Origin of the sequence: Hominisplanchenecus murintestinalis (assembly GCF_943193015.1) — a bacterium.
In the GTDB taxonomy this organism is placed as follows: Bacteria; Bacillota; Clostridia; order Lachnospirales; family Lachnospiraceae; genus Hominisplanchenecus_A; species Hominisplanchenecus_A murintestinalis.
In genome coordinates this window covers 1-22,069 of record NZ_CALPCM010000003.1, presented here as the reverse complement: position 1 = coordinate 22,069, position 22,069 = coordinate 1, and the positions used below count along the sequence as shown (strand labels likewise).

Below are 22,069 nucleotides of genomic sequence, written 5' to 3'. Positions count from 1 at the left end.
ATTAAATATAATCAAATTTATCCGGGCCTTTGAACCAGGAATCCCGTCCAAGGTGGAGTATGAACGCAAGCACAGCAATGGAAAGATAACCAAGCGCATATGGAGACAGCGGATAGAGACCAAGCGCCGCACTGTGGATAAACCCAAGCGCCGCCAATACATAGCCTGCCACTCCTGTAACCGCCACTTTATCCAGCTTCTTGTCAATAACAAAAACCGTCATCGTTCCAAGCAGGATGCCGATTAGAATAGCACCTGCTTTTGTAGCGGCTACGCCGTTCCACATAACGCCCGCATCAAGCAGCTGCTGCGAAACATCCGCCGTAAAGTCATTGATTCCCGTCGAAAGCACCTCTGTATAATGGCCGGCCAGCCCCGCGGCGCCGGTTACCTGTGTGTACAGGTAGTCCGCAACAGACGGCACCATAGCAATACCAACCGCCGCATAATGCTTTTTCTCACAGACGTCAAACGCCTGCGCTACCATAACAACCGCGCACCACAGGAAGGTAATCGCGCACACTGCCGGAGGAACAATGCTGTTCAGGAAGGTAAATAGTCCAAAAATACCAGCGATTCCAAATACCACGCCGGACACAATAGAATAGCCGATTCCGGCATTTGCTTTCTTCAGCCCTGCATGGCCAAGCCACACCGTATTGGGGATGATACCTCCAAATAATGCCGAAATCATAGTGCAGATACCATCTGCAAACTGCGCCTCACGCACATTGTAATTATCCCCGGCAGCATTTGACGCCTCTACATTATCCATCGTCTCGATAAAGTTATAAATTTCCACCGGAATAATAATCGTCAGATATGGTACGACAACTGCAAAACCATTTATCAAATACTGAATACTCGTCGCCGGGTTCGGACAATAGAACCCAATTCTGCTGAAATCCACGGTAGTACGTCCCAGACAGAACGCATAAATAATACCGCCCACAATCGCCACTACCAGCGGCGGAATCTTCTTCGGGAAAAGATACCCCCCGAAAACACCGACAACTGCGATAAACAGCACCGGAAGCCCTACCATCGGATCACTCAGGATATCAAACACACCCTGGGTAGCCATCCAGATAAATCCGATTCCCGCTACAGTGCCAAGAAGCGCAGCTCTCGGAATCCGCTTTTTCATCCAGGGGCCAATAAATCCGCCGAAAAATTCAACAAAACCGCCGATAAAGCATGCCGCCATCGCCGCAGACCACGCCAGTTTTGGATCTTCCAGCGCATAACTCAGAGGCATAACCACGCCATACAGAATGACAAACATAGCGGGAGTGGACACACCTGAAGGAAGCGCTGTAACATCCGCACGCCCCTCTTTCCTTGATAACTTATATCCCATCCACGCATAATAGAAACATCCAAGCATCAAGCCGATAGACATACCCGGCACTACAAAGCCGAATACAATGTCATCCGGCCATCCAAGAACCCCCGTCAGCGTTGCAATGACAATCAAATAGTTGACAATGTTATTTGTTACCGCATAAGACACGCCGCCGATATCGCCGCGCCTGAAAAACGGCACCAGTGCTTTCTCTTTGTTCATTTTTTCTCTCTCCTTTGTGTTAGTTCTCTATCTCGACCGGGATAAACGAAAAGCTTGTCACGTCAAAAAGCCCCATATCCGTGAGCTTAATCTCTGGAATAACGGCCAGCGACATAAAGCAGAGCGTCATCACAGGCTCAACCGTGCTGTCAATTCTAAGCTGCGTATAAGCCGCCTCATGCAGCGCCGCCAGCTTTTCTGCCACCCACTCGCCCGACTGATCGCTCATCAGCCCGGCAATCGGCATCGGCATACTCTCCACGACTTCTCCATTTTTCACCAGAACGATTCCCCCGCTCTGTTTCTCCAGATATTTTACCGCAGACTCCATCTCATCATCATTTACACCTACGACGATAATATTATGGGAATCATGCGCAACGGAAAGTGCAATGGCTCCCTCTTTGATTCCATAACCTTTCAGAAAACCGCAAGCCACATTCCCCGTACCTTTGTGACGCTCCACTACAGCTACCTTGACCAGATCCACATCCTCCGACCAGATAAATTCCCCATGCTCATCCAGTGTAATCTCTGCCTCTGACTTCTTTGTCACAACGCCGCCCGGCATAATTTCAATCACATTCACACGATTGCTTTTCAGATGCATCCGGAACTTCTCTTTTGAAAAATCTTTCAAATGGATACTCCCCATAACGCCGGAAATATCGTGACGTTTCACATCCGGCAGATATGTTCCGTTTTCTGCCGTCAGCACGCCCTTTACCCACACTCTGTCTACATGGAACTTCGTCAGATCATCCAGAAGCACAATGTCCGCGCGGTACCCCGGGGCAATCGCCCCCCTGTCATACAGGCGGAAGCACTCAGCGGCATTCAGAGTCGCCATGCGAAGCGCGGTCACCGCGTCCAGCCCCTCCTCCACACAAATCTGCAGGTGGTTGTCCAGATGCCCCTCCTGCAAAATCGTCTTTGGCTGGCGGTCGTCCGAGCAGAGCAGGCATCTGCGGCTGTTTTCCGGCGTAACGCCTTTTAACAGCGTCCGCAAATCATGGCAGGCAGATCCCTGGCGCAGCAGCACGTACATACCGCAGGCAATCCGCTCCTGCATATCTTCTACCGCAGCGCACTCGTGATCCCCCTGAATGCGGGCAGCCGCATAACCGTTCAGAGCCAGCCCGGACAGTCCCGGTGAATGCCCGTCAATCAGCTTGCCTTCTTTTTTCGCCAGCAACAGCTTGTCCAGTACAGAATCATCCGTGGAGAGCACGCCTGGGAAATTCATAAACTCACCAAGCCCAAGAATCTTCTCTCTCTTTATCGGCTCACCCATCTGCGGCGCTTCCACCGTCGCCCCTGCATTCTCAAACGGTGTCGCCGGCACACAGGACGGAAGCATATACTGAATGTCAAGCGCCGTATTTTCAGCCGCCTCCATCATATAGTCCAGCCCTTCGATTCCGCAGACATTTACAATCTCATGCGGGTCGGCGATAATCGTCGTCCCACCGTGTGGAACCAGAAGCCTTCCCAGCTCCTCCGGGCAGAGGTAGGAAGACTCGATATGGATATGGCTGTCGATAAAGCCCGGAACCGCATAACGTCCCTCCGCATCAATCTCCGTCTCCCCGTGATATTCTCCTACGCCCGCAATCTGCCCGCCGCAGAGCGCGATATCGCCCTCTGTAAATTTTCCTGAAAACACATCCAGCACCTTGCAGTTTTTAATAACTGTCTCTGCCGGAATTTCCCCGGAAGCAGTCTGAATCAATTTTCTAAGCATTTCTTTTTCCATCGTCTCTCTCCTCTGCTTACGCCTCTTTCAAATCTAATACCGGGTCAAAGGTAGTCAGCGCCAGATAATCTACCGGGCCCACATCCGTAATCGCATAATCCGGAATCGCCGTAATCGGCAGGAAGAACATATACATCATCGGATTCGGCAAATCGGAACCAAGCGCACGCGCCGCAGCGTCAATCCGTTTCTCCTGCTCTGCCACCTCTTCCGGCTCACAGTCACTTACAATACCGCCGATTGGCAGAGGAAGGAACTCCACAATTTCACCGTCTGCAACCACAACCTGGCCGCCGCCCTGCTCGATAAGGTAGTTTGCTGCAATCGACATATCTTCCGCATTTACTCCCATAACAACCAGATTGTTGTCATCCGGCGCTGCTGAAGACGCCATTGCACCTTTCTTTAGCTTCCAGCCGGAACAGAACGCCAGAGACTTATTTCCGTTTCTGCCAAAGCGCTCCAACACGGAAACCATTGCTACATCCTGCTCCACATCCGGCAGGACGATACCGTTTTCAACCTTTAGCACCACATCTCTCCGCTTGCGGACGAAAGGCCCTTTGACATCCATCGCCAGCACGGTAGCTTCACCGCTTGAGATGGATACTTTATATTCAAAATCAGCTTTCGTTGTCATTTTGCACTTGAGCGCGCCTTTGAGTACTGAGCTTCTTTCCGGCGCTTTCAGCTCATAGGACAGACGCTCATTTTCCGCAACCATCTTTCCGTTTGTCATGACCTTCTCAATCTTAAATTCATTCAAATCGTCAACAAACAAAATATCCGCAATACGTCCCGGACAGATCGAGCCGACCAGATGGTCGATGCGGTATGCCTCGGCGCTGTTAATGGTTGCCATCTGAATCGCTGTCATCGGCTCCACGCCAGCTTTCATTGCCAAACGCACAACATTATCAAGATGTCCTTTGCTCAGAATGTCCGTCGCTGTGACATCATCCGTACAGAAGCTTACACGGCGGGCAAACGCCGGATTTACCTCCGTAACCGCACGGATATTTTCTTCCAGGAAATGTGTCACACAAGACTCACGAATCAGCATATGCATCCCCTTACGCATCTTCTCTACAACCTCTTCATGGTCATAGCTCTCATGGTCAAGACGCACGCCCGCGCACAGATAGCCATTCAAGTCGTTCCCTCTCGCCATCGGAGCACATCCAAATACCGGAAGGCGGTTCTTAAATGCTTCAGAGATGGCGCCAAGCGTATCTTCATCCTCTTCCTGGATAAATTCACGCACTGTCTCCCATACGCCAAAACACTCTGGCCATTTCTGTACCTCGGCATGTACTTCTTTATTGAAGTTAAATGCAATCGTAGACTGGGGAATCGTATACGGCGTCTTGTACGGCGCGCCCCAAAAAACCTTGAGCGGACTTTTTTTCACCTCGTCCATCACCTCACGCAGCCCTTCCAGACCGGAAACAGAAATATACTCATCAAGTCCGGAAATCATGCTGGTCGTCCCGTGAGGCACGACAGCCTTCGCATAGCTGGTAATGCTGAGCTTGCTGCATTCGCTGTGGATATGCCCGTCAATCATGCCCGGCACCAGATACCTGCCGCCCGCATCGATAATCTCCGTTTCCGGCCCGATATACGCCTCCACATCGCCGACAGCCGCAATCATATCATTGTAAACTGCCACATCCGCCGGATAAATCTCGCTTGACATGACATTGACAAGCTGCCCGCCGCGAATCACCTTATGCGCCGGGACCAGTCCCCTGCCCGCACGGATTCTCTCTTTTAAATCAGATACACTTCTCTCCATGAGTACTTCTCCTTTTCATTATATAGTTATAGCTTTGGGTAAAAGAAAGATATACCTCAGACGCAGGAAATCCTGCTCATGGCAGATCGGGTTTCCCGTCCCAAGATATATCTTTATAGAATTTCGATCATACAGCCGATATTCAATTACTTGAATACAGCTTATACTTTCGATATAAAATTGTCAAGCTTAATCCCGCTCTTTCCGGTTAAAAAATCCTTCCTGCCCCAGTTCTGCCGTCCTGGAACGGTCTTTAAACTGCAGTTCAGGATTCTTGATGCTCACTCTGGTATGGGGCGGCACTGATGCCGTTACAAACGCGTTACTTCCTATTACGGCGCCCTCGCCAATCACGGTTTCTCCGCCCAGAATAGACGCCCCGGAATAAACCGTCACATTGTCCTGAATCGTCGGGTGGCGCTTCATGCCTCGCAGCCCCTGGCCTCCCCTGGTGGAAAGCGCGCCCAGCGTTACGCCCTGATACAGCTTTACATTCTTCCCTATCGTCGTCGTTTCCCCGACTACCACTCCGGTGCCGTGGTCGATGAAAAAATATTCCCCGATAGTTGCCCCCGGGTGGATATCAATTCCCGTCAGGCCGTGGGCATGTTCCGTCATCATACGCGGAATCAGCGGAACTCCCATCTGATAAAGCTCATGGGCAATCCTGTTGACAGAAACCGCATAGACGCCCGGATAGGAAAAGATTACTTCATCTGTATTAAATGCCGCCGGGTCGCCGTCATATGCGGCCTGAACATCTGTAGCCAGCACCTCCCTTACCTTGGGCAGCTTATACAGAAACCGGGTAACAATGCACTCTGCCTGCGCATACGCCTCGTCCGCGTCTTCTGTCTGATATTTTGAGTCATGATACAATGCTTTCATCACCTGCTTCGTCAGGTTGTAGCGCACACTTTCCAGGATTTCGCCCACATGGTACTCGATAGAGCTGCTTTTCAGCTTTCTCATCTCGAAGTACCCGGGATAGATGAGCCAGCGCAGCATATCCAGGATTTCCAGAATTACATCCCGGTTAATCTGGTTTTCCGAATCGATATTGCAGATAATCGGGTGTTCCTCATAGCTGCCGAGCAGCCCCTCTACCATTTCGCTTATTTTCTGCTGTGATGTTTTACTCATACACACTCCTTCCAACGCTCCGCTTATGCTGATTATCCTATTTTATGATGTTGGGGTCAAAAGCCTTTGTCCCAAAGTCATGCTTTTTCATGCGGACCTGAAACGCATGACCTTTTGACCCTAGTATCATCTTATATTCTTTCTCTATGTCAGCTGTGCAAGTCTTTCTTTTACCTGAACCATCATCTCGCTATACTTTTTAAGTTTTTCTTTCTCTTCTTCAATCTTTGCCGCCGGAGCCTTGCTTACAAACTTTTCATTGCCCAGCATTCCGTTGACGCGCGCAAGTTCCTTCGTCAGACGTGTCTCCTCTTTTTTCAGGCGCTCAATCTCTTTTTCAATATCTACCAGCTCAGCAAAAGGCATATAAATCACTGCCTTCGGAATCACAGCTGACACAGCGTCATCAGCGATTCCTGCCTTATCTTCCTGTACAGACACTTCATTCGCATATCCCAGGGTAGCAAAAAATACTTTTCCGTTTTCAAAAATCTTCCTGATTTCTTCCGATTCGGAAACGACAAACACGTTCGCCTTCTTGCTGGGAGGCACATTCATTTCCGCACGCACATTCCGGATGCCTCGTACTGCCGCTTTAATCGTTTCTACCGCAAATTCATCCGACGCAAAGTCCCATGCCTCTGTAAATTCCGGCCATGCAGAAACCATAATGGATTCCTCCTCCGTCTGGAGAGTACAGAAAATTTCCTCTGTTACGAAAGGCATATATGGATGCAGGAGCTTCAGTGCATTTACCAGTACAGTTTTCAATGTCCAGAGCGCTGCCGCCTTCGTCGTATCCTCATCATTGTAAAGCCTGGGTTTCACCATCTCAATATACCAGTCGCAGAATTCCTCCCATATAAAATCATACACCTTCTGCACGGCGATTCCCAGCTCATATTTATCCATATTTTCCGTAACGTCTTTTGCCAGGGTATTCACCTTCGAAAGAATCCATTTATCCGCCCCGGTCAAAAGCTGCGCGTCCATTTCTTTCGGAACCTCCGCTTTTTCCAGGTTCATCATAATGAAACGCGACGCATTCCATACCTTGTTTGCAAAGTTTCGGCTGGACTCTACGCGCTCCATATAAAAACGCATATCATTTCCCGGCGCATTTCCGGTAATCAGTGTAAGCCGCAGCGCATCTGCGCCATATTTATCTATGATTTCCAGCGGGTCAATGCCGTTGCCCAGAGATTTGCTCATTTTCCTTCCCTGCGAGTCGCGGACAAGCCCATGAATCAGCACATGGTGGAACGGCGATTCCCCTGTCTGCTCCAGCGAAGAAAATACCATGCGGATTACCCAGAAGAAAATGATATCATATCCTGTCACCAGCACATCTGTCGGGAAGAAATAGTCCAAATCCTCCGTTTTTTCCGGCCATCCCAAAGTAGAAAACGGCCACAGCGCTGAGGAAAACCAAGTATCCAGCGTATCCTCATCCTGTGTCAGATGCGTACACCCACATTTCGGGCATTTCTCCGGCATTCCCTTTGCCACTACGATTTCCCCGCATTCATCACAGTAATACGCCGGAATCCTGTGCCCCCACCAGAGCTGCCTGGAAATGCACCAGTCGCGGATATTTTCCAGCCAGTGCAGGTAAATCTTATCAAAGCGCTCCGGCACGAAATTCAGCGTGTGGTTCTTTAACGCCTCAATCGCCGGTTTTGCCATCTCTTCCATCTTCACGAACCACTGCTGCTTTACCATCGGCTCCACGGTCGTCTTGCAGCGGTCATGCGTTCCTACATTGTGGGTATGCGGTTCTACCTTCACCAGCAGGCCCAGTTCCTCCAAATCGCGCACAATCGCTTTGCGCGCTTCATAACGTCCCATGCCCGCATACTTGCCGCCCAGCTCATTGATGCTCGCATCGTCATTCATCACATTGATTTCCGGCAGGCTGTGCCGTTTTCCCACTTCAAAATCATTGGGGTCATGGGCAGGTGTAATCTTTACGCAGCCTGTCCCGAACTCTTTATCCACATAGGCATCTGCCACCACCGGAATCTCCCGGTCTGTCAGCGGCAGCTTCAGCATCTTGCCCACCAAATCCTGATATCTCTCATCCTCCGGGTTGACTGCCACGGCAGTATCTCCCAGCAATGTCTCTGGACGAGTGGTAGCAATTTCTACAAACCGCCCTTCTTCCCCCACGATCGGATAATTAATGTGCCAGAAATGCCCGTCCTGATCCACATGCTCTACCTCGGCGTCCGAAATTGAAGTCTGGCACACCGGGCACCAGTTAATGATCCGGGAACCCTTGTAAATATAGCCTTTCTCATACAGCTTGATAAATACTTCCTCTACTGCTTTCGAGCAGCCCTCGTCCATCGTAAAACGCTCCCTATCCCAGTCTGCGGAGGAACCCAGCTTTTTCAACTGATTGATAATCTTTCCGCCGTACTCCTCCTTCCATGCCCAGGCATGTTTCAGGAACTCTTCACGTCCGATTTCATCCTTGTCAATCCCCTGTTCTTTCAGCTTTTCAATTACTTTGACCTCTGTAGCGATTGCCGCGTGGTCAGTTCCCGGCTGCCACAGCGCGTTATATCCCTGCATCCTCTTATAGCGGATTAAAATATCCTGCATCGTATTATCCAGCGCATGTCCCATATGAAGCTGCCCGGTTACATTCGGCGGGGGCATCACAATCGTAAAAGGCTTTCTGCTGCGGTCTGCCTCCGCATGAAAATATTTTTTGTCCATCCATTTCTGATAAATCCGGTCTTCCATTCCTTTTGGCTCATAAGTTTTTGCCAGTTCTCTGCTCATAGCTTCCTCCTTACATTTAAAAACGCCCTCTGCAGCTTTCTGCAAAGGGCGAGTTATCGCGGTACCACCTTTTTTCACATCTGCCAGGGCAGACACCTCTTCTCCTTAACGCGGACTTACGGGAGAGCTTACTGATACATTCAGCCCTCCGGCTCCAAAGCTACCTTCCATACATCCTTCCCTGGATATCCTCTCAGTCAGCGGAATATCCTTCCTGTCGGGGGTATATATGTACTCCTCTTCTTCCCAGCCTTTGTATATAAACTATTGTACTTCTATCATAGACGCTCCGCCCGGATTTGTCAACCGGGGGCATTTAGATATCTGACTCCGCAATCTTACAAATTTATGCAAAAGTAACATTATTTCTGTTCACACCCCTTTTAAATGTGTTATAATGCTTACAGAAATGTTTTCTATTTTCTGAATTATTCTAAAATCATTTAAAAGTAAAGGAGACGCGACATGAAAGAACAGATATTGGGGAAATTCAAAGAACTTTTTGGCAGTGAGGGCGATATCCGTACTTATTTCGCTCCGGGGCGCGTAAACCTGATTGGCGAGCACACGGATTACAACGGAGGCCATGTATTTCCGTGCGCGCTGACTATCGGCACTTATGCAGCGGCAAGGAAACGCGACGATAACCTCCTGCGTTTCTACTCCATGAACTTCGAACGCCAGGGCGTCATTGAATCCAGCCTCACCGATATGAACCCAGGTAAAGAATCGATCTGGACTGCATATCCGAAGGGTGTGATGTGGGCATTTACGCAGCGCGGCATGGATATCCCGAACGGCATGGATATCGTTATTTACGGAAATATCCCGAACGGCTCCGGTCTGTCCTCTTCCGCATCCCTGGAGGTGCTTACAGGTTACATATTAAAAGACATGTTTGGGTTCGATGTCACAAATCAGGATCTGGCTCTGATTGGACAGTATTCCGAAAACAATTATAACAGCGTAAACTGCGGCATCATGGATCAGTTCGCCATTGCCATGGGTAAAAAAGACCATGCTATTTTCCTTGATACCAGCAATTTGGAATTCCAATATGCCCCCATTCATCTGGAAGGCTCGAAAATCGTCATTGCCTGCAGCAATAAAAAGCGCGGTTTGGGGGACTCAAAATACAATGAAAGACGCGCAGAATGTGAGACTGCCCTCGCAGAGCTTCAGAAAGCAGTAAAAATTGATAATCTGGGACAGCTCACAGAAGAACAATTTGAAGAGCATAAAAGCGCCATCGCAGATGAAGTGCGCGTAAGGCGTGCGAAACATGCCGTATATGAAAACCAGAGGACGCTCCGCGCCGTGGAAGCGCTGAAGAAAAATGACATCCGCCTTTTCGGAGAGCTGATGAACGCTTCCCATGTTTCCCTGAGGGACGACTACGAGGTAACAGGCATCGAGCTTGACACACTGGTAGAGGAATCCTGGAAACAGCCCGGCGTCATCGGTTCCCGTATGACCGGAGCAGGCTTCGGCGGCTGTACCGTCAGCATCGTAGAAGACGGCGCCATCGAAAACTTCAAAAAAAATGTAGGAGAAGCCTATAAGGAAAAAATCGGCTATGCCGCTGACTTTTATGTAGTAGAAATCGGCGACGGCCCTGCGAGAATATAAGGAGGAAACACCATGATTTTCAATAGTATAAAAAAACTAGTAACTTACGGTCTGGAAACCGGCCTGATTACTGAAGAGGACAGGATTTTCACTACAAATGAACTTTTAGAGCTTCTGAACCTGGACGAGTACGAAGAACCGGAAGAAACCTATACAGATGTGGAACTGGAATCTACCCTGGCAGAAATCCTGGATTATGCCTGTGAAAACGGACTTCTGGAAGACAGCATCGTATACCGCGATTTGTTTGACACACGGATTATGGGGCTGCTCACTCCAAGACCCCACGAAGTCATCCGTGCGTTCCAGGAACTGTACGCGAAATCCCCAAAGGAAGCTACAGACGCCTACTATAAATTCAGCCAGGATACAGACTATATCCGCCGTTACCGCATCGCACGAGACAGGAAATGGGTGACCTCTACGCCATACGGCGATTTAGATATCACCATCAACCTTTCCAAACCGGAGAAAGACCCGAAAGCAATTGCTGCCGCAAAGGCTGCTAAACAGAGTGGATATCCTAAATGCCAGCTTTGTATGGAGAATATCGGCTATCGGGGACGCACCAACCACCCGGCGCGCCAGAACCACCGCGTCATGCCGATTACCGTAAACGGAAAACCCTGGGGATTCCAGTACTCTCCTTATGTATATTACAATGAGCACTGCATCGTATTCAATTCCCAGCATACCCCGATGAAAATTGAGCGCGACACATTTGCCAAGCTGCTGGATTTCGTACGCCAGTTCCCCCACTATTTCGTCGGCTCCAATGCTGACCTCCCGATTGTGGGCGGTTCTATCCTGAGCCACGACCATTTCCAGGGCGGAAACTACGAATTCGCTATGGCAAAGGCTCCGATAGAAGCTTCCTTTACGATAAAAGGCTATGAGGACGTCACTGCCGGAATCGTAAAATGGCCCATGTCCGTCATCCGTCTGCAGCACGCAGAACCTGACCGCCTGGTTGATTTGGCAGACCATATCCTGGAGCTTTGGAGAGGGTATACAGACAAAGATGCCTTCATCTTTGCCGAGACGGATGGGGAACCGCACAACACGATTACGCCGATTGCCAGAAAAAGGGGAGAAATTTTCGAACTTGACCTTGTTTTGCGGAACAATATTACCACCGAAGAGCATCCCCTTGGAGTTTACCATCCTCATGCAGAGCTTCATCATATCAAGAAAGAAAATATCGGCTTGATTGAAGTCATGGGCTTGGCTGTGCTTCCCGCAAGGCTGAAACCGGAACTGGAACTGCTCGCTGAATATATGGTTTCCGGTAAAGATATCCGTTCAAACGAAACTTTGGAAAAACACGCAGACTGGGTTGAAGAATTCCTTCCGAAATACGGGACAATTACTCAGGAAAATGTTATGGATATCATTCAGGAAGAGGTTGGAATCGTCTTTATGAAAGTCTTAGAATGTGCCGGCGTCTATAAATGCGACGAAAAAGGGCGGAAAGACTTCCGGAAGTTTATTGATTTGCTTTAATCCTCTAAAAAGGGCGGCTGTGATTTGCAGCCGCCCTTTTCATTTCTTCATGTCAGATATGCTTTCATAATTTTGAGTGCATTCTTCTCCAAACGGCTCACCTGCGCCTGGGAAATATGAATTTCATTTGCCACTTCCATCTGCGTTTTCCCCTCATAAAACCGCATCTCAATAATCATCCTCTCCCTCTCGCCAAGTCTCTGGATTGCCTCATTTAAAGAAATAGACTCTACCCAGTTTTCCTCCTTATTCTTCCTGTCGCTAATCTGATCCATCACGTAAAGCGTATCCCCGCCTTCCGTATACACCGGGTCATAAAGGCTCACCGGAGTCTGTATAGCGTCCATCGCATATACAATATCCTCCTTGGAAATCCCGATTTCCGACGCAATCTCATTGATTGTCGGTTCCTTTAGATTCTTTTTTACATAATTTTCTTTCGCATAAATTGCCTTATATGCCGTATCACGCAGCGAACGGCTCACCCGTATGCTGTTGTTATCCCTCAAATATCTCCTGATTTCCCCAATAATCATAGGAACTGCATAGGTAGAAAATTTTACATTCAACGTAGAATCAAAATTATCAATCGCTTTGATCAGACCGATACATCCAATCTGAAAAAGGTCGTCTGCATTTTCATTGCTGCTCCCAAAACGCTTGATAACGCTGAGCACCAACCGCAGGTTCCCTTTAATATAAAGCTCGCGTGCTTCCATATCACCCTCTTGAATCCGCGCAAAAAGAGCTTCCTTTTCCTCATTGCTTAAAAGCGGAAGCTTCGATGTATTTACGCCGCATATTTCAACCTTATTAAGAGCCATAATGTTCATCCTCCTATTACCTGGTATAGTAAAATGTTTCACATTATGCCTCTCTCGTATTCAATTCCCGGCGAAATTTAATAAAGTTTTAGACCTTGACAAATCAGAAGCTTTAAAGGATGCCCGCAAAACGTTCTAGCTGATTCTGCCCTTTCCCGAAATATATTCAGGTACAATCTTAATTACCTTAAATTTTGCAAATGCACGTTCCGCATACGCGCGCCCTTCTTCCAGGAAATCAGGACTGTACTTTTCCATCAGAGCTAAAATCCCCTGCATCTTTTCCTCACCATCCTCCAGTATCTCTGCTTTTCCAAACACAATCGCCGATTTGTACTTTGTACTGAACTTCTCTGGCAGCACTTCCGTCTCCCCTACGACTGTAAAGCATACCTGGGACACATCAGAAATATTATCCAGCTTATGCCCCTCCCTGGCGCAGTGAAGATACACCTTTCCGTCTGCAAAAGCATAACTCATAGGCACCCCGTAAGGCTCCCCATCCTTGCTCACGGTGGAAAGCACACCAAACTCCCCTCTCTCCAGAAGTTCTCTTGTCATTTCATCTGTCAACGCCCTGGCGCTGTTTCTTATCTCCCGTTTCATCCTGCTCCTCCTCATGTATTCACGTACTTTTACAGCCCGGCATTTATCCGGGCTGCAAATTCCTTTATTTGTATAAGCAACTGCAGAAAGCTGCGCCTATGCCATTTCCTATTTCAAAACCTCAACACGTTCCGTCACACTTCTTCTGCCGATTGCATATCCTGGCCTATAGATAAACCGCACGCACAGCAGGTTCAGGCATACGGCTGAAATCACATCAAGCACCGTATGCTGCTTTAAGAAAACCGTAGCGCATACAATCAGAAGCGCAAGCACATTCGAACCACGAACCACCCAGGTATGCTTTTTCAGCGCCTCACTGTCCGCTGCTGCCACAGCCACCGCAATGGAATTAAACACATGAATACTGGGGAATATATTCGTCGGCGTATCAATCCTATACAGGAACCTGACCATATCCACAAAAATATTCTCATGCTCAAAATGATACGGGCGCAACGCGTGGCCATTCGGCCATACCAGAGAAATCGCCAGGAACAGCGTCATGCCGATTCCCAGAGACGCAATCAGGCGAAAATACTCCTGCCTGCTCTTGCCTATCAGTCCAAAATATATGACAGCCGCCGCTACATACCCAAACCACAGCACATACGGAATAATAAAGTATTCACAGAATGGAATCATGTCATCCAGCCGCGTATGAAGAATATGTACCTGTGCACCAGAACGGCTTTCTACATGCTGAAACACCAGCAGATAAAAGACCAGGTATATCGGAACTATTATGAAATGCCCGTACTTTCTTATCACTTTCATAAAATCATCTCCCCTGTATGATACATGCTTATTATGTCGGGAGCTATTATAGCACTCTGTTTTTTTAGAATCAATATAGTTTCGATTTATTTAAGAAATTTCACCAGCCATTCAGGAATCCGGCAGGATTTTCTACTTCCTTATCTGCACTTTCCTGCCCTGCCCTTTCTTTTTCAGCAGCCTTTTGTAGGCTTTCAGTTTCGCTTTCGGTACTTTGATGCGTGCTTTCACATGTATTCCTTTAAAAACGTTTTTCCCAACTTTCTTTAGGACTTTCGATTTTATTATCAGCTTTTTTAGGGATTTACATCCATAGAAAACTTTTTCTCCGATTATCTTCACATTCTTACCGACAATCACGCTTTTCAGCTTCTTGTTTCCTTTCAGCGCCGACTTTGCAATGCCTGTAACAGAAAATGTTTTTCCGCCCGCCGTTACAGAATCCGGTACTATTACGGCAATTTTTTTCTTTGCGCATCCTATGTATTCCGCTTCGCCGGGTGAGAGTCCGGTGATTCTGCAGATTGCCGAAGTCCGGCTGTCTGTAAGGATGCTGCCTTCTTTCAGGCGGCTATCCGGCTTCTGGTCGTCTGACGGATTCGGTTTTGCAGGCTGGTTTTTGTCCGGGGCTTCCGTCTGGTTTCCGCCGGGATTCTGCGGCTGATCTTTATCCGGGTTCTCGGGCTGCGTCTTGTCCGGCTCCGCAGCTACGTGGACGGTACAGGACGCGCTGACTTCACTCCCGTCCACGCTTTCCGCCGTAATCACGGTATCCCCCGGAGATACCGCCGTGACCATTCCGTTCTTCACGTTTGCAATCTCTTCATGTTCCGATTTCCATGAAACGCTTCTGTCCCCGGCATTTCCCGGAAATACAGACGCTGTCAGCTGAAAAGTTTCGCCGACGTTCAGAGTATATTCGCTTTCATTCAGTGTGATGCCCTGAACCTTCACCGCCGGAATCCTGTTGAAAGACGCCTGGATGGTATGGTTTTCCGATACTTCCTCAAAAGTATACTCTGCCACGCTTCCCACGCTCTTTCCATCCACCTGCACATCTCCGATGGTATATCCCTCTTCTGCCCGGATAGAAAATGCCTGGCTCCTGCCCTGCCGGACGGAGACTTCCCCCTCCGGCGTGATGCTTCCGCCCACATCCGCCGATGCGGTAATCGTATATTCCGGCGCTGCTTCCTCACTCCAGAGCGCGGTAAATTCTACATCCCGGTAAGGCATCCGATAGGAAGCTCCTTCCTGATACGTATTTTCCCCATCGCTCCATCCTGCAAAAAACAGCCCGGCTTTCCGGTAAGTATTTTCCGGCAGGGTAATCAAAGCCCCGGCTTCTCTGATAAGTGACGCCGGGCGTTTCCCGGAGGTATTTTCCCCTCCCGAAAAAGCCGCCGTATATTTCTGGTTCTCTGCCTGAAGTACCGTCGCCTGGCAGAGCGCCGTACGGTTCCCGTCCTCGCTGCGGACGGTTATCAATGCCGTGCCTACGGAAACGCCGCGCACATTGCCGTCGGCATCTACCTCTGCCACTGTCCTGTCGGAACTTTCCCAGGCAACTCTCTTATCGGCGGCATTTTCCGGAAGGACGGATGCTGTCAGCTTCTTGGACTCTCCCGCGCGGACGCGTATCACTGTCTCCTCCAGGCACACGCCTGCCACAGTCTCGCCCGCCGATACCTGTACCCGGCAGGACGCTTCCTTTTCTTCTATCCGCGCCGTCACGACTGCCGCCCCCGCTGCTACAGCAGTAAGCGCCCCATCCTCTGCACGGACGACCGCTTCATCGCTGCTATGCCAGGTCACAGCTTTCTCCGCCAGCGCGGTATCACGGAAACAGCTAATCTCCAGCGTTTCCGTATCGCCTGTCGTCATGCGCAGCTCCTGCTTATTCAAAAGGAACGGCACATCCTCCGCTGACTGCACCAGGTACTGCTCCGCATTATTCGCATAATTCAACTCTTCCGTCTCTGATTCTACCGAAATGTACAGTACATTTCCGCTGATATCGGGATGCATCCGCAGGTAAACTTCGGGAATCAGGAGTTCAAATTCCGCGCTGCCCTGCCCGGCGACTGTCCCCAACTGTACGCTTCCTATCACACTTCCGTCTTTCCCGGACTCGTAAACCGTCACTACCGTCTCTTCCGCGTCCTCATACCCTTGATTCCTTATCTGCCCTTTCAGGCACGTCCCGGCGTCGCCGCTGCTCAGACGCAGTTCCATGACCGCCAGATCCGCATAGCCGATTTCCGTCTCCGCACGGTTATCCCCGCGCTTCGTCTCATTTTCCGTCCAGGCATTCAGGACGATTCTGTGGCGGGAAAGTTCCAATGGGAGCCGGTACGGATAGCTGATATCCGCCGTCTCCCCCGGCGCCAGTTCACATGGCACGCTGCCAGACTGAACCTGTCTGCCCGCTTCATCCAAGATTTCCACCTGTACTTCCGAAACTGCCTGCATCCCATGATTTGTCACGGCAACGTCGAGCGGGAGCACGCCGCCGGGGCTGACCAGGGCTTCCTCGTATGAGATACCGCCCACAGACAGATCTTCGCTTTCCCCAAAGTCCGTCACGCACAGGGAAGCCGCGCCGTAGATGCTCTCCGCATCCTCCTGGATTTCTACAAAGTTTACTGCCGCCGACAACTTCCCGGACTCGTCCGCCGCGAGGGAATAGTCCCTGATATACTTTCCTTCATCTGTCAGCGTCACGCCCTCCGACCATGTTCCCGTCTCCCCGTCAAACAGGTATGCCCGCAGCTCGCTGCGGAATCCGTCATACGCCGTGGTAACAATAGCTTTCGACGCGCCGTCGTCCAGCACAGTAAAGTCGCCCATCTCCTCCGCAAACAGTTCCTCCCGGAAGCGCGCCGCGATATCATATGCCGTCAGCCCATCCTCCGAATTGAAATACAGTACCCCATTTTCCAGCTCCGCATGGCTGCCTTCAAACTGCTTCGTCCTGCCGCCCTGCACCAGATAGACAGAAGACGTCTCGTCTTCACCCGCCTCGTACGCCAGTATTGGCTCGCCATTGCTATAAGCCAGGTTCAGGTTCGCCGCAGAGTCCAGCCCCGAAGCCAGCGTCCGCTCCTGCCATCCGCCGTCTATGTATTCTTTCATCTTTATCGTATTCGTCCCCGCCGACTGGAAAGGGTCGTTCTCGGAGTTCTCCACCCAGGCAATCCCAATCCTGCCGTCCTGCGCCGCCACGCACTGGAGCATCTCATAAGCATTGTTTTCTGACGTAAGCTGCACCGCGTCGCCAAACGCCCCGTTTTCCCAGACGGCAAGGTATAAATCCACGCCCGAAAGCAGCTCCGGAAGCGTGGCGTCCCCCGGCATCTCCCCTGCCTTCTGCCATACTACCCAGGCTTTCTCCCCGTCCGAATAAACCGCCGGATAGTCGTTCGCTCCGCCCGTTCCGGCAAGCTCCTGCGGGCTGCTCCAGGTCTGCCCGTCATAGACCGAATACATAAGGGAGGTTTTATTAATTCCGTCTTTCGTGCCCAGATCGTCAATCCACACCAGAAGCTTCTTCCCATCCTTCAGCCCTGCAAGCTGCGGCGCGTTGTATGGGTACAGGTTTTCCCTCTCAAACGTGCGGCTGTCCGCGACGGCGCGGGACTTCACCGCCTTACCATCCGACAAATAGTCCCTCGCAGACAGGCTGGCATTCTCCCAGTCAAACTCCGCCACATCCGCGCCGCCAAAAATGCTCCTGGACTTCGCCTGCCGGGGATAAAGCTGCACGTTCGCAAACTGCTCCGGGCCATAGCTCGGTCCGTCAAACCCAAACACCTTGCTTTCCATATAGACATAGGCGGACAATCCCACCTTCAGCGCCTCGGACAGAGTGGCCGCCGGAAGCTTCACATTCAAATCCAGCTTCCCCTGCAGCCCAATCTCCGCATACGTCTTCAGCTTATTGCTCCCCACGCCCGCGCCAATGCTGGCGTCCAGCCCGACGCCCGCGCTCATGGACGGTGAATAATTCATCACGCCGTTTCTCACCAGCTTAACCGTCCCGTTAAAATCCGCATGAAGCCCAAAGGTAATATACACAGCCGGGAACGGCGGTAAATGATACGTCTGCTCCGTGCCCAGAGCCGCCTCCAGAATCACCCCGCCCTCCGCGAACTTCATCTCCCCGGACGCATAGTTAAACTCTATATAGCCAGCCACGGACGCGCTCGCCGAGACGCCGATCGAGCCGTCCACCTTTTTCAGCTTCCCGCGCAGCTTGCTGAACTTATTCCAGAGCGCAGTACTGTCCACCTTCTTCCCGGTAACCCCGGTGTAAAGCTCCTTCACCTGCCTGTAAGACTCGCTCCAGTACGCCGACGAATTTTCCCCCGCTTCTATCTTCGCCGAACCGTCGAACTTGTCAAACCCTATCAGCACCTGCACCTGTTTCTTGTCCGTGTCCACCTTCGCCTGTACATTCTCTCCGATTTTCAAGTTCAGCGAACCATCCACCGAAAACAGGCTGAACTGCTTCCCCGCAATCGTCACGGACGGGCCTTCAATCTTTTCTGAGGGCAGGGACACATTGTTGATGAGCTTGCTTAGGTTCATCTTCTGTACGATTTCCTCCGCCGTAGCGTCCTTCGGGACGAGCGGGGATGTACCGGTAATCTCAGCGTCTACGGAATTAGACTCCCCCGCAGAGGAGACTGTACCCGCGTAGGAGTAGAGATTAGATGAAAGATCCAGATTCAAAGCCACGCGCACACCGTAATAACTGGGGTAGAGATTGCTAAGAATGGTACTACTGACCTGGCCGTCAGAATCCACATTCATTGCACTGTCCGAACTACTGCCCGGCGAGCGCAGCCACCAGTAGTTGCCAAAACTTCTCCTTTCTACATACATACTTTTGTTACATTTACGCGCTTCATCATGAATATCAGCTTTTCTTGCAAAACCATATGCTGCCGCTTTATCCCCCCTGCATACTTCAAATTCCGAAAGAAAAAAAAGTTTATCACAAGTGTTATTTCCTCCGCTTGTTCCATAACTGCTTTTTTCATTTATAACATTCGTATTGCAAATCGCTGACTGCTCCGCTACTGTAAATGCCACATCTATAAAATTGTTCTGACTATAGTTACCACCTTCAGCGTTACTGACAGAACTATATCCATTCAGCCAGCTCCGTACCGTACTTTTTTCCCATGTAATGGCTCTGTCTGTTCTATTATATAAGATAGAATCCAATATAATATCTGACAAAAGTAATGCCCTGTTCCCATCTATCTCTAACACGCGCCATTTAATCGGCTCATATCTCCAATAGTCATAATTTGTACTCTCACCTGTTCGTTTATACTTCACTCCATCCAATACTATATCATTTTTTGTATCCCATCCTTTTGTATGCTCCAAGGCATACCAGAGCGGCTGCTCTGCCACAGAGTCTACGCGGTTCTGTGGATAATTCCCAAACCACACACAGTCCCAAGTCACAACTCCCCCAGACACCATAGATGCGTCTGCTACCATCCGTGGATTAGACAGGGCTGCCTCCGCCTTCACTCTCCGGGCAGGACTTACCTGCGACGTCGCCGTCACTGCCAAAGCCACCGCCAGAGACAGAGACAGCAGACGCCTGGGCAGCATCCATCTTTTCCCTCGTTTTTCTCTCATACTCTTTCCTCTCCTTCTCTGTGTGTTTGTACTAAACCAAATGAATTTTTGTAGGAATTTAAAAACTTTTCGCCAACGAAGATACAGATAGCGCTTATTCCATTGCGCTAAGCCAATCTTTTAATTTAAATTTCACTTGAGTATCTCCCAAATCTCCATCAATATATGTAATTCCTTTTAAATCAGAGGCTAAATGCAATTTCCCTTTACAAACAAAACACACGTTCTCTTTGCCTAACGCGCCCATGAACAGCCCATACTCAAACAATACGTTATCCCTGACAGTATCCGACGATTCCAACGCTGATTTGTCATTCCATATTTTATCATCTGCGTGAAAAACGAAAACCGCCGCCTGTACTCTTTTGGTTATTGCCAGCAAGGCGTCTACCGTACTTGTTCCGGGAACAAAGATACCTTTCCCTGAAGCATTCCATAACAAAGGTTCTGCATTAAGCTCTTCTAATTTTAACGCAATTTCCTCCATGTAATCTTTTGCTTCCGATGAACTTCCCATAAAGATTTCCATAGTTTTTTTCTCCTGCCTTTCCTCATTCTTCTTAGATATTGAAACAACTTTTCCCTTTATATCCGGTAATACTTTAAAATCTACTTTCTCATCTCCCAATGCCAACAGTTCTTCTTTGTCTATTTCATAAAAAATATCTGCTCTTTCTTTTACATCGTTTACAGAAAACTCTTTGCCGCACATTTCGCAATGAAATTTCTTATCATGAATTAATTTGTTTTCATATATTGTACATATTTCCTTGCAGCCACACTTTAATCTGTATTTGAACACAAAAACCCTTTGCGTGTGCAAATCCTTGACCAGGTCATAAGCCTCTTTCTCAGATATCCCCAGCCATTTCATAATTTTATTCGGATATATATTTCCAAGACTATTGACCGATTGCGATCTTACTATGTCCTGCAATCTGCTGATTAAGTTTTGTCTCATATTTTTCATATATTTCTAAAGCTGCGTTCATATCAGCTTCATTAAATCGAATACCGTATTTTATTAAAATCTCTAAATATTCCGTATTAGAAGCGTCAAATTTCAGATTTAGATTTCCTTTCTTCCGATCCATTGTTATCCATAAAGTTTCTATTTCTCCAGACTCCTCCATCCTATTCTTCAACGACATAAATGTCTTTGTACAAAAAATAGGGGTTGACGTATTCTCTCCGCTTAACGAAGTAAGGACTTTTTCTTCATCATTAAACTTCACTCTTGCTACAACTGCTTCTAATCCCATTTCCCAAATTTCATTAAAGTCTCTGTCAAAAAAATAATCGCTGACCGCCAGCCTTTCAAGCACATTCTTTATCTCAGACTCAAAATCCATTACCCCATCCGGCAGGACATGTTTTCCTTTTCCAGAAACAGTTACATTTTTCAGTGGTAATCGTTCCAGAATTTCTCCAACAAATTTTTTGATACTCCCGCCCTGGTTTTCAATTTCATTGTAGGAAGGAACATGAGAATAAGCCTCATATATAAGACATTTACTCATAAAAAAGAGAACTTCTCTGTGTTCTGACATACGGCTTCTTGTAACAACTTTAAATTCAATTCCCATTAGTTTTCTAATAAGAAGCATAAGATTTTCTGCTTTATGCTCCTCATGTGCAATTTGCTGCCTTGTCCACGCCTTAATCAGCATAATCCTTTTGCCAAAGTCAATCTCTACCGGAATGTAAGCTACAGAATCTTTATAGCCCTTGTCACCGTTTATTTGTATATAACATGCAAAGAGTATTCGTATTCTTACTAACTCCCCTTTCCAGTTTTCTTCCGAACGCACCGATGCAATCTTTCTCGGTTCTTCTGAATTTGGAAGTGAACCTAAAATATTACAAAAATTTACAGAATCAATTCCATATCCTTCTTCTAGCCGCTGCTCCCAATCAGCCGGGTATTTATACTTTTTTACTCAAACTTCCCACATTAAAAATGGGATTTGCTCCCTGAAAAATCAATACTTTAGCTCACAAAATAGCGCTCAGGC

At 48.8% G+C, this 22,069-nt stretch carries 13 protein-coding genes and 1 other annotated feature; of the genes, 2 read left to right on the top strand and 11 right to left on the bottom strand.

The window, feature by feature from the left end; translation table 11 throughout:
• Position 1: 1 nt before the first annotated feature.
• The 5 genes from NFR99_RS01935 to NFR99_RS01915 all read right to left on the bottom strand — a co-directional run bounded on the left by NFR99_RS01935 (position 2) and on the right by NFR99_RS01915 (position 9,054).
• A complete protein-coding gene (locus NFR99_RS01935; RefSeq protein ID WP_251352460.1) occupies positions 2–1,567 on the bottom strand; it encodes a permease family protein in 1,566 nt (521 codons plus the stop codon).
• 19 nt (positions 1,568–1,586) lie between these two features.
• Complete coding sequence (gene ade / locus NFR99_RS01930) at positions 1,587–3,323, bottom strand: adenine deaminase (RefSeq protein WP_251352458.1); 1,737 nt, start codon at positions 3,321–3,323, stop codon at positions 1,587–1,589.
• Between the two features lie 16 nt (positions 3,324–3,339).
• A complete protein-coding gene (locus NFR99_RS01925; RefSeq protein ID WP_251352456.1) occupies positions 3,340–5,121 on the bottom strand; it encodes an adenine deaminase in 1,782 nt (593 codons plus the stop codon).
• Positions 5,122–5,310: 189 nt separating this feature from the next.
• On the bottom strand, positions 5,311–6,264 hold the full coding sequence (epsC, locus tag NFR99_RS01920) for a serine O-acetyltransferase EpsC (RefSeq protein ID WP_120483973.1): 954 nt from the start codon (positions 6,262–6,264) through the stop codon (positions 5,311–5,313).
• A gap of 144 nt (positions 6,265–6,408) precedes the next feature.
• Positions 6,409–9,054: a valine--tRNA ligase gene (locus NFR99_RS01915; RefSeq protein WP_251352442.1), complete on the bottom strand. Its 2,646-nt coding sequence runs from the start codon at positions 9,052–9,054 to the stop codon at positions 6,409–6,411.
• Positions 9,055–9,095: 41 nt separating this feature from the next.
• Positions 9,096–9,311: a binding site (T-box leader), on the bottom strand.
• A gap of 208 nt (positions 9,312–9,519) precedes the next feature.
• On the opposite strand from NFR99_RS01915, the gene NFR99_RS01910 reads away from it, so the two are divergent.
• Together NFR99_RS01910 and galT are read left to right on the top strand one after the other, a co-directional pair.
• A complete protein-coding gene (locus tag NFR99_RS01910; protein WP_251352434.1) occupies positions 9,520–10,683 on the top strand; it encodes a galactokinase in 1,164 nt (387 codons plus the stop codon).
• A gap of 12 nt (positions 10,684–10,695) precedes the next feature.
• Complete coding sequence (gene galT / locus NFR99_RS01905) at positions 10,696–12,186, top strand: UDP-glucose--hexose-1-phosphate uridylyltransferase (RefSeq protein ID WP_251352432.1); 1,491 nt, start codon at positions 10,696–10,698, stop codon at positions 12,184–12,186.
• Between the two features lie 47 nt (positions 12,187–12,233).
• Here the strand turns inward: galT and sigG are convergent, their stop codons facing one another.
• From sigG to NFR99_RS01875, 6 genes are all read right to left on the bottom strand, one after another.
• Positions 12,234–13,010, bottom strand: coding sequence for an RNA polymerase sporulation sigma factor SigG (gene sigG / locus NFR99_RS01900; RefSeq protein ID WP_120483970.1), 777 nt, complete (start codon positions 13,008–13,010; stop codon positions 12,234–12,236).
• 135 nt (positions 13,011–13,145) lie between these two features.
• Positions 13,146–13,616, bottom strand: coding sequence for a pyridoxamine 5'-phosphate oxidase family protein (locus tag NFR99_RS01895; protein ID WP_120483969.1), 471 nt, complete (start codon positions 13,614–13,616; stop codon positions 13,146–13,148).
• A 108-nt stretch (positions 13,617–13,724) separates the two neighbouring features.
• The gene (locus NFR99_RS01890) at positions 13,725–14,393 is read right to left on the bottom strand and encodes a phosphatase PAP2 family protein (RefSeq protein WP_120483968.1); all 669 of its coding nucleotides are present in this window, start codon (positions 14,391–14,393) and stop codon (positions 13,725–13,727) included.
• Positions 14,394–14,525: 132 nt separating this feature from the next.
• On the bottom strand, positions 14,526–20,054 hold the full coding sequence (locus NFR99_RS01885; RefSeq protein ID WP_251352430.1) for an Ig-like domain-containing protein: 5,529 nt from the start codon (positions 20,052–20,054) through the stop codon (positions 14,526–14,528).
• Between the two features lie 94 nt (positions 20,055–20,148).
• The gene (locus NFR99_RS01880; protein WP_251352428.1) at positions 20,149–20,928 is read right to left on the bottom strand and encodes a TIR domain-containing protein; all 780 of its coding nucleotides are present in this window, start codon (positions 20,926–20,928) and stop codon (positions 20,149–20,151) included.
• A gap of 28 nt (positions 20,929–20,956) precedes the next feature.
• A complete protein-coding gene (locus NFR99_RS01875) occupies positions 20,957–21,865 on the bottom strand; it encodes a hypothetical protein (protein WP_251352426.1) in 909 nt (302 codons plus the stop codon).
• Between the last annotated feature and the right edge of the window lie 204 nt (positions 21,866–22,069).